Annotated in this window: 13 protein-coding genes; 8 read left to right on the forward strand and 5 right to left on the reverse strand. The window is 65.1% G+C overall.

The window, feature by feature from the left end; translation table 11 throughout:
- Window positions 1–2: 2 nt before the first annotated feature.
- The 3 genes from glpK to rirA form a co-directional block, all read right to left on the reverse strand.
- The gene (glpK, locus tag DEM25_RS13540; RefSeq protein ID WP_109766269.1) at window positions 3–1,499 is read right to left on the reverse strand and encodes a glycerol kinase GlpK; all 1,497 of its coding nucleotides are present in this window, start codon (window positions 1,497–1,499) and stop codon (window positions 3–5) included.
- Window positions 1,500–1,577: 78 nt separating this feature from the next.
- Window positions 1,578–2,252 (reverse strand): aquaporin, encoded by a 675-nt coding sequence (locus DEM25_RS13545; protein WP_109766459.1) that lies wholly within the window; start codon window positions 2,250–2,252, stop codon window positions 1,578–1,580.
- A gap of 99 nt (window positions 2,253–2,351) precedes the next feature.
- Window positions 2,352–2,825 carry an iron-responsive transcriptional regulator RirA gene (gene rirA / locus DEM25_RS13550; protein WP_109766270.1) on the reverse strand — a complete coding sequence of 158 codons (474 nt, stop codon included), beginning with the start codon at window positions 2,823–2,825 and terminating at the stop codon, window positions 2,352–2,354.
- Between the two features lie 190 nt (window positions 2,826–3,015).
- On the opposite strand from rirA, the gene DEM25_RS13555 reads away from it, so the two are divergent.
- On the forward strand, window positions 3,016–4,044 hold the full coding sequence (locus DEM25_RS13555; RefSeq protein ID WP_245412914.1) for an extracellular solute-binding protein: 1,029 nt from the start codon (window positions 3,016–3,018) through the stop codon (window positions 4,042–4,044).
- A gap of 270 nt (window positions 4,045–4,314) precedes the next feature.
- On the opposite strand, the gene DEM25_RS13560 is transcribed toward DEM25_RS13555, so the two are convergent.
- Window positions 4,315–6,012, reverse strand: coding sequence for an ABC transporter permease (locus DEM25_RS13560; RefSeq protein WP_245412915.1), 1,698 nt, complete (start codon window positions 6,010–6,012; stop codon window positions 4,315–4,317).
- Between the two features lie 170 nt (window positions 6,013–6,182).
- Between DEM25_RS13560 and DEM25_RS13565 the strand changes: the two genes are divergently transcribed.
- From DEM25_RS13565 to DEM25_RS13590, 6 genes are all read left to right on the forward strand, one after another.
- A complete protein-coding gene (locus DEM25_RS13565) occupies window positions 6,183–7,112 on the forward strand; it encodes a metal ABC transporter substrate-binding protein (protein ID WP_109766272.1) in 930 nt (309 codons plus the stop codon).
- Between the two features lie 119 nt (window positions 7,113–7,231).
- Window positions 7,232–8,158: a manganese/iron ABC transporter ATP-binding protein gene (locus DEM25_RS13570; RefSeq protein WP_281004547.1), complete on the forward strand. Its 927-nt coding sequence runs from the start codon at window positions 7,232–7,234 to the stop codon at window positions 8,156–8,158.
- Window positions 8,155–9,039 (forward strand): metal ABC transporter permease, encoded by an 885-nt coding sequence (locus tag DEM25_RS13575; protein WP_109766274.1) that lies wholly within the window; start codon window positions 8,155–8,157, stop codon window positions 9,037–9,039. The genes DEM25_RS13570 and DEM25_RS13575 overlap by 4 nt, the downstream gene beginning before the upstream one ends.
- A complete protein-coding gene (locus DEM25_RS13580) occupies window positions 9,036–9,881 on the forward strand; it encodes a metal ABC transporter permease (protein WP_109766275.1) in 846 nt (281 codons plus the stop codon). Before DEM25_RS13575 ends, DEM25_RS13580 begins: the two co-directional genes overlap by 4 nt.
- A gap of 96 nt (window positions 9,882–9,977) precedes the next feature.
- Entirely contained in the window at window positions 9,978–11,144 is a 1,167-nt protein-coding gene (locus DEM25_RS13585; protein ID WP_196780385.1) for an aromatic ring-hydroxylating oxygenase subunit alpha, read from the forward strand.
- Complete coding sequence (locus DEM25_RS13590; protein WP_109766276.1) at window positions 11,131–11,364, forward strand: hypothetical protein; 234 nt, start codon at window positions 11,131–11,133, stop codon at window positions 11,362–11,364. Before DEM25_RS13585 ends, DEM25_RS13590 begins: the two co-directional genes overlap by 14 nt.
- A 9-nt stretch (window positions 11,365–11,373) precedes the next feature.
- Here DEM25_RS13590 and DEM25_RS13595 read toward each other — a convergent pair whose 3' ends face one another.
- The gene (locus DEM25_RS13595) at window positions 11,374–12,081 is read right to left on the reverse strand and encodes a DUF1045 domain-containing protein (RefSeq protein ID WP_109766277.1); all 708 of its coding nucleotides are present in this window, start codon (window positions 12,079–12,081) and stop codon (window positions 11,374–11,376) included.
- A 497-nt stretch (window positions 12,082–12,578) separates the two neighbouring features.
- On the opposite strand from DEM25_RS13595, the gene DEM25_RS13600 reads away from it, so the two are divergent.
- Window positions 12,579–12,842 (forward strand): DUF4212 domain-containing protein, encoded by a 264-nt coding sequence (locus DEM25_RS13600; protein ID WP_109766278.1) that lies wholly within the window; start codon window positions 12,579–12,581, stop codon window positions 12,840–12,842.
- The last annotated feature ends 4 nt before the right edge of the window (window positions 12,843–12,846 follow it).

Consider the following 12,846-nt stretch of genomic DNA (forward strand, 5'->3'; position numbering starts at 1 on the left):
TCTCAGCGCTCCGACAGCGTGCGCGATACCGCATCGTCCCAGCCGGCGATCTTGCGGGCGCGCTCGTCCGCATCCATCTGCGGCTCGAACCGCCGGTCGCGCGCCCATGTCGCCGCAAATCCGTCGCGGTCGGGCCAGACGCCGGCCCGGCTGCCGGCCAGCCAGGCCGCGCCCAGGGCCGTGGTCTCAAGCACCGTCGGCCGGTCGACCGGCGCGTCCAGCAGGTCGGCCAGGCGCTGCATCGTCCAGTCCGAGGCGACCATGCCGCCATCGACGCGCAGCGTCGTCTCGGCGCCGGACGCCTCCGGCCAATCCTTGTGCATCGCTTCGAGCAGATCGCGCGTCTGGTAGCAGACCGCTTCCAGCGTCGCCTTGGCGATCTCGTTGGGGCCGGTCGCACGGGTCAGGCCGAACATGGCGCCGCGCGCCTCGGCATCCCAGTGCGGCGCGCCAAGGCCGACAAAGGCCGGCACCAGATAGACATCCTGTTCGGGATCGGCGGCGTCCGCCATCTCGCCGCTGCGCGCAGCCGTGTCGATGATCTTCAGCCCGTCGCGCAACCATTGCACGGTGGCGCCGGCCATGAAGATCGAGCCCTCCAGCGCATAAATCGTCTTGCCGTCCAGCCGGTAGGCGATGGTCGTCAGAAGCCGGTTCTGCGATGCCACCGCGTCTTCGCCCGTGTTCAAAAGCGCGAAACAGCCGGTGCCATAGGTCGATTTCAACATGCCCGGCTGAAAGCACGCATTGCCGATGGTGGCCGCCTGCTGGTCGCCGGCAACGCCGTAGATCGGGATCTCGGCGCCGAAAATGTCCGCCTTCGCCGTGCCGAAATCGGCGGCGCAGTCCAGCACCTCCGGCAGCATCGCCGCCGGCACATCGAGAATCGACAAAAGCTCATCGTCCCAGCGGTTCTCGCGGATGTTGTACATCAGCGTGCGCGCCGCATTGGTCGCGTCGGTCACGTGGCGGGCGCCGCCCGTCAGCCGCCAGATCACGAACGTGTCGATCGTGCCGAAGGCGATCTCGCCGGCCTTGGAGCGGGCGCGCAGCCCGTCCACCTCGTCGAGCATCCATTTGACCTTGGTGCCCGAAAAATAGGGATCGAGCAGCAGCCCGGTGCGCTCGGTGAACAGCGCCTCGTGCCCGTCCGCCTTCAGCGCGTCGCAGATCGCCGATGTGCGCCGGTCCTGCCAGACGATCGCCTTGCCGGCCGGCTCGCCCGTCGCCCGGTCCCACAGGGCCACCGTCTCGCGCTGGTTGGTGATGCCGATGGCGGCAATGTCGGATGCGGCGATGCCGGCATCGGCGATGGCGCCCTTGCAGGTCTCGACCACCGTGCGCCAGATGTCCTCGAGATTGTGCTCGACCCAGCCGGATTTCGGAAAATGCTGGGCGAACTCCTGCTGGTCTATGCCGGCAATCGTCTGGTCCTTGGCGAAGACGATCGCCCGCGTCGATGTCGTGCCCTGGTCGATGGCCAGAATGTAGTCGCCCATGATGTCCTCCCGTCCGGTCGTCGTTTCCGGCTGTTTAAACCGGTTCAGGATCGGATGGAAACGGGGCGCGACGCTTTTTCAGCCGGTCTTTTCGGCATCGGCCGAAAACAGCCAGCGCGCCACGATTACCGCGCAGGCGGCGCCGATCAGCTGCATGACGATGAACAGCGGCACGTCGGCTGGGCGGATGCCGGCAAACGTGTCGGACAAACCGCGCGCGATGGTCACCGCCGGGTTGGCGAACGAGGTCGAGGCGGTGAACCAGTAAGCCGAGGTGATGTAGAGGCCGACCGCCATCGGCACCGCCTCGGCGCGCACCTTCAGCGTCGCAAGGATGGTGAAGACAAGCCCGAAACAGGCCACCCATTCGGAAAACCACTGCGCCCCGCCTGTGCGCACCGTCGTGGAGAACTGCAACAGATCGTCGGCGAACATCAGATGCGCCGCCCAGACGCCGATCACGCCGCCGGCGATCTGCGCCAGGACGAACAGGCCCGCCTCGCCGGCCGCGATCTCGCGGCGCATCAGGAAGGCGAGCGTCACGGCGGGATTGAAATGGGCGCCCGAGACCGGCCCCAGCATGGTGATCAAAACGACGAGGATGGCGCCCGTGGCGATCGTGTTGGCCAGAAGAGCGACGGCAACGTTTCCGCCCGCCAGCGTGTCGCCCATGATGCCCGAGCCGACAACGGCGGCGAGCAGAAAGGCCGTGCCGACGAACTCGGCGCCCAGGCGCTGCGCGGGTGAGGACATGAGACGCTCCGGATCGCCATACATCAATACATCATGAATTATTGATGTTTTGGCCAGGCGTCAACGCCATCGGTTGCAGGCTGGCAGAGCGTGGGCTTGTCAGGCCGACCCCGGCCGGCTGCTTGTCGGGGGGCCGGCCTCGATCATCGAAAGAAGATTGATCACCGCCGCGCTCGGCTTGGCCAGATCGGCAACCGTGTATCTGTCGAGAACCGCCAGAAATGCCTCCAGCGCCTCGCGCAGGGCGCTGGTCAGCCGGCACGTTTCGATCAACGGACAGTCCGCATCATCGGGCTCGAAACATTCGGCCATCGTGAAATTGTCCTCGGTCAGCCGCACCACTTCGGCGAGCGTTATCTCGCTGGCCGGCCGCGCCAGCCGGATGCCGCCATTGCGCCCGCGCACGGTGTGCACCAGACCGCCCTCGACCAGCGGATGCAGGATCTTGAAGAGAAACGGCTCGGACGCGCCATAGACACGCGAAATGTCGGCCACGCGGCTCAGCCGGTCGCCGCCGGCGGCGCAGAACATCAGGATGCGGAACGCATAATCGGTCTGTTTGGTCAGTTTCATCGGGTCATCAATAGCATGGGCGCCCGGTTGCCGGAACGCATTTTGCGGCACCCACGCATTTCTCGATCAGTTTGGAATCGTTCCAGAAAAAACTTCCAAAAATCGTCAACTTTATGGCCGGCGACGGATTGACATGGTGGAAGCGCTTCTACAAAACATGATCGCCATTATCAAGTTAAGGAGTGCTCCCATGCCGCCCCTCAAGACAATGACGATTGCGCTGCTGGCGACGACCATGGCCGTGCCCGCCGGGACAGCCGCGTTCGCCGAAGGTGAACTGAACCTTTACTCCTCACGTCACTACGACACCGACGAACGGCTCTACTCCGATTTCGAGGAACTGACCGGCATCACCATCAACCGCATCGAGGGCAAGGCCGACGAGCTGATCGCCCGCATGGAAGCCGAAGGCGCCAACAGCCCCGCCGACGTGTTCCTGACGGTCGACACGGTGCGCCTGTCGCGCGCCAAGGATCTGGGACTGCTGCAATCGGTCGAAAGCGACGTGCTGGAACGGCAGATTCCCGCCTATCTGCAGGACGACGACAATCAGTGGTTCGGCTTCTCGCAGCGTTCGCGCATCCTGTTCTACGACAAGGAGGATGTCGCCAACCCGCCGCAGACCTATCAGGACCTCGCCAACGCCGAGTATGAGGGCATGGTCTGCATCCGCTCGTCGACCAACGTCTACACGCAGAACATCGTGGCGGCGCTGATCGCGCACATGGATCAGGACACCGTTCAGCAATGGGCAAACGGCGTGGTGGCCAACTTCGCCCGCGCCCCGCAGGGCGGCGATACCGACCAGCTGCGCGGCATCGTTTCGGGCGAGTGCGACATCGCCATGTCGAACACCTATTATTTCGCCCGCGCCATCCGCAAGCCGGTGGACGGCCTGTCTGACAGCCTCGATACGATCGGCTGGGTGTTCCCCAACCAGAACGATATCGGCGCCCACATGAACATTTCGGGCGGCGGCGTTGCCGTCAACGCGCCCAACCGCGACAACGCCGTCCGGTTCCTGGAATATCTGGCCTCCGAGCAGGCCCAGGAATATTTCTCCGCCGGCAATGACGAATATCCGGCCGTCCCCGGCGTCGGCCTGAGCCCGTCGGTGGCCGAACTCGGCATCTTCCGGCCCGACACGATCAACCTGGCCGACATCGCCGGCAATATCGACGCCGCCATCGACGTGCTCGTCGAGGCCGGCTGGGAGTAACCGTTCCTCCGGGTGGCCGGTTTCTCCCCGAGCCCGGCCAGTGGTCTTCAAGACCTTCCCGACTTGCCCGCACGCGCTCCGGCCGTGCGGGCTTTTTCGTTCTTTCGCCCCACAAACAACCGGTCGTCATTCCGGGGCCGCGCAGTGGAACCCGGAATCCGGAGCCTGTTGGAGGCAGGTGTTCGCTATGGTTAGGCGTTCGACACCCCCACCCTTCATCCCTCCCATGATTGCGAGGAAGGGATGAAGGGTGGGGGCACAGGCCGTCCGCTAAACCGCCCGCTGCGCTTCGGGTTCGGGCGCCGCATAGGGGTCGGCCAGCGCGGCAGGTACTTCCGAATGGTGCCTGGGCCGCTCCCTGGCGATGGCGCGCATCATGATGATGACCGGCAAGAGCCCGAAGGCGACGATGATCAGCGAGGGCACGCCGGCCTGGTCCAGCCGCTCGTCTGACGCGAGCCGATAGGCCTGCACGGCCAGCGTGTCGAAGTTGAACGGCCGCAGAATCATGGTTGCCGGCAATTCCTTCATCACATCGACGAAGACGATCAGGAAGCCTGTCAGAAGGCTCGCCTTCATCAGCGGCAGATGCACGCGGCCCAGCATCCGGCCGGTGGATGCGCCCAGCGTCCGAGACACCGCGTCCATGTTGGGCTTGATCTGGCTCATGCCGGTGTCGAACGAGGACAGCGCCACCGCCATGAAGCGGACCATGTAGGCAAAGACCAGCACGGCCATCGACCCGGTCACCAGAAGGCCGGTCGAGATGCCGAACCGCGCTTCCATGAACGCATCCAGCGCATTGTCGAACCCGGCCATCGGCACCAGAACGCCGACCGCGATCACGCCGCCGGGAATGGCGTATCCCATGCCGGCCACCGTCTTGATGAAGGTCGGACCCCGGCCGGGCTTCAGCCGCACCAGATAGCCGATGATCACCGCTCCGCCCATCGTCACCAGCGCGGCGACGAAAGAGACGGTCAGCGAATTGGTGATGAAGCCGACATAGCGGGCAGAGAACGGGTTCTGTTCGGACGACACCGCCATTTCGAACAGAACGGCAACCGGGACCGCAAAGCCGACCAGAACCGGCAGCGAACAGAAGGCGACGGCGCCTGCCGCCCGCCAGCCCTTCAGCGCGTGCGGCGCGATCGCCTCGATCCGCCGGCCCGCTTCATGGTGCCGGCGCGCTCCGCGCTCGATGCGTTCGATGAAGACCAGAAACAGCGCCACGATCATCAGGCAGAAGGCGAGTTGGGCCGCCGCCGCCCGGTCGCCCATCGCGAACCAGGCCTGATAGATACCGGTTGCGAATGTGTGCACGCCGAAATGGGACACCGTGCCGAAATCGGCGATCGTTTCCATCAGCGCCAGCACGACGCCGCCGGCAATCGCCGGCCGGGCCATCGGAATGGAGACGCGCAGAAACGCGCTCCATGGCGAGTGGCCCAGCGTGCGCGCCGCGAAATAGGCGGTCGGAGACTGGCGCAGGAACGCCGCGCGGGCGAGCAGATAGACGTAAGGGTAGAGCACGCAGATCAGCATGATCGCCGCGCCGCCCACCGAGCGGATTTCCGGAAACCAGTAGTCGCGCGGACCCCAGCCCATCACCGCGCGCAGCGTGGTCTGCACCGCCCCGGGATGATCGAGCAGATCCGTATAGGCATAGGCCAGCACATAGGCCGGAAAGGCCAGCGGCAGTGCCAGCAGAACCTCGAAGAGGCGCCGTCCGGGAAACTGGCAGACCGTGACAAGCCATGCCGCGCCCGTGCCGATGATCGCGGCGCCTGCCCCGACCATCACGACCAGCTGCACCGTCGTCCATGTGTAGCGCCAGAGAACGGTTTCGGCGAGCCGCGCCCAGGTCTCGAGGCTGCCGCCGAGCGCCGACACCGCCACCGCGGCGATCGGCAGGATGCACAGCGCCGCGACGACCCATGCGGCTGACAGCAGGAGACGGTGGGACAAGTGCCGGATCCGCATCGTGAACAATGAAAAGTGGAGTATGGCAACCGACTTTACCGGTCAACCATTGTCGTCTTGAACGCTTTTAGGAATGAGTTGCAAAAACCCTTGACTTACGCATGCGGGAGCGACATGTGTTGCAAATCGTTCCTAACAGCGTATGGAGAGACGCAATGCACCCTGCCCGACGATGGACGACCCTTGCGCGCACCGCGATCGCGACCGGCCTGGCCGCGACGATCGCTGCCGGCGCCACGACGGCCGCCTTCGCCGACGACAAGTTCAAGGCCGTCACCACCTTCACGGTGATCGCCGACATGGCCCGCAACGTGGCCGGCGACGCGGCGATCGTTGAATCGATCACCAAGCCCGGCGCCGAAATCCACGGCTACCAGCCGACGCCGCGCGATCTGGTCCGGGCGCAGGATGCCGATCTGATCATGTGGAACGGAATGAACCTCGAACTGTGGTTCGAGCAGTTCTTCGACAATCTCGACGATGTGCCGAGCGTCACCGTCAGCGACGGGATCGAGCCGATCGACATCCGTTCGGGCTCCTATGAGGGCATGCCGAACCCGCACGCCTGGATGGGCCTCGAAAGCGCGCTGATCTATGTCGAGAACATCCGCGACGCGTTCATCGCCCACGATCCGGACAATGCCGAGACCTATGCGGCCAACGCCGCCGCCTACAAGGACGAGATCCGCGCAGCGATCGAGCCGCTCAAGGCGATGGTCGAGGCTGTGCCCGAGGACAGGCGCTGGCTGGTCACCTGCGAGGGCGCGTTCTCCTATCTGGCGCGCGACTTCGGCATGAAGGAGCTCTATCTGTGGCCGATGAACGCCGACGCCACGGGTACGCCGCAGCAGGTCCGTTCGGTCATTGACGGCGTGCGCGAAAACGACATTCCGGTCGTCTTCTGCGAAAGCACGGTCAACACCGATCCGGCCGAGCAGGTCGCCCGCGAAACGGGCGCCAAATATGGCGGCGTGCTGTATGTCGATTCGCTGACCGATGCCGACGGTCCCGTGCCGACCTATCTCGACCTTCTGCGGGTGACCTCGGAGACGGTCGCGACCAACCTTTCGGCCGCGGTCAACTGATCGCAGCCGGCAGCCGCCCATTTCGGCGGAGTGCTGAAACCGGGGCATTCGCGGTCCGCCGCGAATGCCGTCATTTGTGAAGACGAGCCGCACCTTTCGCGGCGAAAGGGATATTGAACGTGCTCAATCCGCAACGCGTCGAAAGCGCGTCCGACGACGGTGCGCTGGCCGGCGAAGGCCTCGCTGCCCGCGACATCACGGTCACCTACCGCAACGGCCACACGGCCCTGCGCGATGCCAGCTTCGAAATCCCGCGCGGCACGATCACCGCCCTGGTCGGCGTCAACGGTTCGGGCAAGTCCACCCTGTTCAAGGCGATCATGGGCTTCGTGCCGACCGCGCGCGGCGAGATTTCCGTTCTCGGCATGAGCGTCGCCGACGCGCTGAAGCGCAACGTCGTCGCCTACGTGCCACAGGCCGAGGAGGTGGACTGGTCGTTTCCCGTGCTGGTCGAGGACGTCGTCATGATGGGCCGTTACGGCCATATGGGCTTCTTGCGCCGACCGTCGGCGACCGACCGCAAGATGGTCGACCAGGCGCTCGAACGCGTCAACATGACCGCCTTCCGCAAGCGCCAGATCGGCGAACTGTCGGGCGGGCAGAAAAAGCGTGTCTTCCTCGCCCGGGCACTCGCCCAGGACGGCCAGGTCATCCTGCTCGACGAACCCTTCACCGGCGTCGACGTCAAGACCGAGGACCAGATCATCGACCTTCTGCGCGACCTGCGCGCCGAGGGCCGCGTCATGCTGGTCTCGACGCACAATCTGGGTTCGGTGCCCGAATTCTGCGACCGCACCGTCCTGATCAAGGGCACGGTCCTGGCCCACGGCCCCACCGAAACGGTCTTCACGCCGCGCAATCTCGAAAGGGCGTTCGGCGGCGTGCTGCGCCACTTCGTGCTCGGCGGCAAGGACCTGCACGACGATGACGACGAACGCGCGCTGACCATCCTGACCGACGATGAGCGCCCGCTGGTCGTCTATGACGACGAGACCAAGAAGGCCCAGCCCGACGACGGACAGTCCGAAGCCGGAGACAAGGGCTGATGGCAGCGCTGCTCGAGCCGTTCCAGTACGGCTACATGGTCAACGCGATGTGGGTGTCCGCGCTGATCGGCGCGGTCTGCGCGTTCCTGTCGGCCTATCTGATGCTCAAGGGCTGGTCGCTGATCGGCAACGCGCTGAGCCACTCCATCGTGCCCGGCGTCGCCGGCGCCTACATGCTCGGCCTGCCCTTCTCGCTCGGCGCGTTTGTCGCCGGCGGCCTCGCGGCGGGGTCGATGCTGTTTCTCAACGAGCGCAGCGGCCTGAAGGAAGACACGATCATCGGCCTGGTCTTCACCTCCTTTTTCGGCCTCGGCCTGTTCATGATCTCGGTCTCGCCCACCTCGGTCGACGTGCAGACCATCGTGATGGGCAACATCCTCGCCATCACTCCGTCCGACACACTCCAGGTCGCGCTGATCGGACTCTTCTCTCTCGCCGTGCTGCTGCTCAAATGGAAGGATTTGATGGTCACCTTCTTCGACGAGAACCATGCGCGTTCGATCGGCATCAACACCTATGCGCTGAAAGTGGTCTTCTTCACGCTGCTGTCGGCCTGTTGCGTCGCCGCGCTGCAGACCGTCGGCGCGTTCCTCGTCATCGCTCTTGTCGTCACGCCAGGCGCCACGGCCTATCTTCTGACCGACCGCTTCCCGAGGCTGGTGGTCATCTCGGTCGTCATCGGCGCGGCAACCAGCTTCGCCGGCGCCTATATCAGCTATTTCCTGGACGGCGCGACCGGCGGCGTAATCGTCACGCTGCAGACGCTGGTCTTCCTGGTCGCATTTTTCTTCGCGCCAAAGCATGGCTGGCTCGCCGCCCGCCGCCGCGCGGCCGAAGCGATCGCGGGCCGCCCGGGCACGCCTGCGGAGGCCCGGCCATGACCGGGACGCTGCTCATGCCGTTCCAGTTCGCGTTCATGCAGAACGCCTTCTGGATCTCGCTGGTCATCGCAGTGCCATGCGCATTGCTGTCCTGCTATCTGGTGCTCAAGGGTTGGGCGCTGATGGGCGATGCGGTCGCTCACGCGGTCCTTCCCGGCATCGTCATCGCCTATGTGATCCAGTTGCCATTGGCGATCGGCGCCTTCGCCTCGGGCCTGTTCTGCGCGCTCGCAACCGGCTTTTTGAAGAACAACTCCCGCGTCAAGCACGACACGGTCATGGGCGTCGTCTTTTCGGGCATGTTCGGCCTCGGCATCGTCATGTACACCAAGGTCAATGCGTCGGTGCATCTCGACCACATCCTGTTCGGCAACATGCTCGGCGTCGGCACGCAGGATCTGGTCGTCTCCGGCCTGATCTCGGCACTGGTGACCGGCATCATCGCGGTCAAATGGCGCGATATCCTGCTGCACGCCTTCGATCCGCAACAGGCGCGCGCCGCCGGCCTGCCCGTCAACCTGATCCATTACGGTCTTCTGGCGATCCTGTCGGCGACCATCGTCGCAACGCTGACCGCCGTCGGCCTGATCCTCGCCGTCGGGCTTCTGATCGCGCCGGGCGCCATCGCCTTCCTGATCACCAAACGCTTCGGCGCCATGCTGCTGATCGCCGTCGGCGTGACGGTCGCATCCATGCTCGCCGGCGTCTATGCGAGCTTCTTCCTCGACAGCGCGCCGGCGCCGACCATCATCCTGATCCTGACAGCGGTGTTCTGCGGTGCCTTCGTCCACCGCCTGCTGGCCACCCGCGCCGCCTCGCGCGCCACGGCACCGGCCCAGTGACAGCGCGCCTGATCGCGCGCATGTCGCATTCAGGCATTCCCGTTGCGCGCGCCTTGACCGATCCTGACCGTCACAGCCGCATCGGGAGGGCCGGCCATGACGATCATGCCGCCGCAGCACGATCACGACATCGGCGCCGTGCTTCAGCCGGTCGACCGGGCGCGCGGCCTGCCCAACCGCTTCTACACATCGGCTGACACTTTCGAGCGCGAAAAGGATGCGGTCTTTGCACGCAACTGGGCCGGCATCGGCTTTGCCAAGGATTTGCCCGAACCGGGCCATGCCCGGCCGGTCGAGTTTGCCGGCCAGCCGCTCCTGATGGTGCGCGACCGCGCCGGCACGGTGCGTGTCTTCGACAATGTGTGCCGCCACCGCGGCATGATCCTGGTCGAACAGGCCGGGCCTATCCGTGGCGCCATCCGCTGTCCCTACCATTCCTGGTGCTACGATCTGGACGGCGCGCTCAAGGCGACGCCCCATGTCGGCGGGCCCGGCCACAACGCGCATGAAGGCATCGACCGCGCCACGCTCGGCCTGCGCGAGGTGCGGTCACACATCTGGCGCGACATCGTCTTCGTCAACCTGTCGGGCACCGCGCCCGATTTCGCCGACGCCCATGCGGCGCTGATCGCGCGATGGGCCGACTTCGACCATCCGCTGACCTTCGCCGGCCCCGACAGCGCTTTCTCGCTGGACATCGCGACCAACTGGAAGCTGGCCGTCGAGAACTATTGCGAGAGCTATCACCTGCCCTGGGTGCATCCCGGGCTGAACGCCTATTCGCGGCTCGAAGACCATTACAACATCGAGCAGCCGGGCGCCTTTTCCGGCCAGGGCACCCATGTCTACCGCCAGCTTGAGGGCGCTGGCGGCCAACGGTTCGGCGACGCGCCCGGCCTGCCCGGCAAATGGGATACGGCGGCTGAATATATCGCGCTCTATCCCAACGTGCTGCTGGGCGTGCACCGCGACCATTCGTTCGCGATCCTGCTCGAGCCGCACGGGCCCGAACGCACGGTCGAGCATGTCGCGCTCTACTATCACGATGCGGCCGATGCCGGTGAAGAGCGTGCCGAACTGCGCGAGAAGAACGCGGCGCAGTGGAAGACCGTCTTCGAGGAGGACATCTTCGTCGTCGAGGGCATGCAGCGGGGCCGGCGCGCCGCTGGTTTCGACGGCGGCCGATTCTCGCCCGTCATGGACAGCCCGACCCACCTGTTCCACCACTGGATCGCCAGCCAGTTCGCCGATGCGGCCGGTTGACCGAAGCGCGCTTGACGCATCGCTGATCGCCGCTCATGCGGATGGCGATTCCGCGCAACTCAGCGGCCTTTACGATCGGGTGGCCAGCGCGCTGATGCGGGCAGGCGACACCGATGCCGCCTGCTTCTTCCTCACCCAGGCCTATGTGTTTGCGCTGGAAGCCGGCGCGTCCGATGCCGAGCGCCTGAGGCGCCTTCTGGCCGCGCACGGCCGGATCTGACCGGGGCCGTCACGCGGTGGCGCGCACCGGTTGCGCGCCGAATTCATGCACCGAATGCACATCGAACGGCGCACCGGACTCGCGCTCGACGAACAGCGTCAGCCGGTCCACCGAAAGCTCCTGCTCGGGCAACGTGCCGAAATGGCGCCGCAGCGCGATCTCCACCCGGTCACGCTCATGCTCCTCCACATGGCCGGTGAGCGTCATGTGGAAGCGGAACGCGTCGAACACGTAAGGATAGCCCCAATTGTACAGATTGCGCAGTTCGGCGCGCGACAGCCGTTCGGGCCGGCGGCGTTCGAGCTCGGCATCGCTCAACGGCGCGCGAAACCTGTCGAAACCGGCGACCACACGGTTGGCCAGATCGTTCAGCCGGCCGTTTTCACGCGCCGGCACCAGCGCGAAGAACCCGCCCAGAAGGCCGATTGCCAGGTCGGGCAGCGGGACCGGCGCCATCGTGGCGCAGAATTCGCCCAACGCCCTCAGCAAATCGCCTTCGCGCGCATGCGATGCCAGCCGGAACGGCGCCTTGAGCGTGCCGTGAAACCCGTATCGGCGCGGCGCGGCGGTGTAATAGGCCTGCGCGCCGGCTCCCAGCGCGCCAAGCCCGGTCGCCGGGATCGGCAGGCCGGAAAAGGCGTCGCGGCCCAGCCACTGCGCGGCGGCGACCGTCAAATCATGGTCGCGCGGCGGACTGAAATAGATGGCATAACGCATGGTTTCGAATCACCCGAGCGTTTCGGTGCGCCCTTGCTAGTGTGCTCATGTGACAATTCGGCGAATCTCCGGTCGTTTTTTCCGCTCCGTCCGGCCGGCGCCAAACGCTTGAAAAATTCCGCCCGCGAACCGTTTGCGGCATACAACCAAAGCAGTACACAGGCCAGTAGCCGGGCCAGCCATTCCGCCTTTAAATAACTGTATTTTAACACTTTTTTCATTGCGGCCCGAACCCTCGCTCAATGGCTTAGCATTAAGTAGTGTTGAGAAAACCGCCCCACTGCCATGTTATGCCGCTCAGCCTCACCATGCCGTCGCGTAACGTTTTGGCATGTGGCACCGGCGGGCATGGCGCGAGGCCGACCCGCATTTCACGGAGGGGTCAGGGAGGATCCCGCACGGCTTATTCCGGCGCGTCCGCTTGCGGGCGGTCCAACGGTGTCGTGCGCGCTTCTCCCCGGTTCGTTTTTGACATGCACTCGAGGGAGGACAACTCAATGAGTGACAACCAAGGTTCAGCGGACAACTACTGGACCAAGAACCTGCGGCTGATCGGCCTCTGCCTGGTGATCTGGGCATTGGCATCGTTCGGTTTCGCAATTTTGCTGCGTCCGCTGGTGTCGGGCATTGCGGTCGGCGGCACCGATCTGGGCTTCTGGTTTGCCCAGCAGGGCTCGATCCTGGTGTTCCTGGTCCTGATCTTTTTCTACGCATGGCGCATGAACGCGATCGATCGCGAATTCGGCGTCGACGAAGAGTAGGGCG

The sequence above is a fragment of the Oceaniradius stylonematis genome, assembly GCF_003149475.2.
Lineage (GTDB): Bacteria > Pseudomonadota > Alphaproteobacteria > Rhizobiales > Rhizobiaceae > Roseitalea > Roseitalea stylonematis.

Bases quoted from the DNA above. Each gene is read 5' to 3' on its own strand.
- glpK (WP_109766269.1), bottom strand. From the start codon at position 1,499: ATGGGCGACTACATTCTGGCCATCGACCAGGGCACGACATCGACGCGG.
- DEM25_RS13545 (WP_109766459.1), bottom strand. From the start codon at position 2,252: ATGTCCTCACCCGCGCAGCGCCTGGGCGCCGAGTTCGTCGGCACGGCC.
- rirA (WP_109766270.1), bottom strand. From the start codon at position 2,825: ATGAAACTGACCAAACAGACCGATTATGCGTTCCGCATCCTGATGTTC.
- DEM25_RS13555 (WP_245412914.1), top strand. From the start codon at position 3,016: ATGCCGCCCCTCAAGACAATGACGATTGCGCTGCTGGCGACGACCATG.
- DEM25_RS13565 (WP_109766272.1), top strand. From the start codon at position 6,183: ATGCACCCTGCCCGACGATGGACGACCCTTGCGCGCACCGCGATCGCG.
- DEM25_RS13580 (WP_109766275.1), top strand. From the start codon at position 9,036: ATGACCGGGACGCTGCTCATGCCGTTCCAGTTCGCGTTCATGCAGAAC.
- DEM25_RS13585 (WP_196780385.1), top strand. From the start codon at position 9,978: ATGACGATCATGCCGCCGCAGCACGATCACGACATCGGCGCCGTGCTT.
- DEM25_RS13590 (WP_109766276.1), top strand. From the start codon at position 11,131: ATGCGGCCGGTTGACCGAAGCGCGCTTGACGCATCGCTGATCGCCGCT.
- DEM25_RS13595 (WP_109766277.1), bottom strand. From the start codon at position 12,081: ATGCGTTATGCCATCTATTTCAGTCCGCCGCGCGACCATGATTTGACG.
- DEM25_RS13600 (WP_109766278.1), top strand. From the start codon at position 12,579: ATGAGTGACAACCAAGGTTCAGCGGACAACTACTGGACCAAGAACCTG.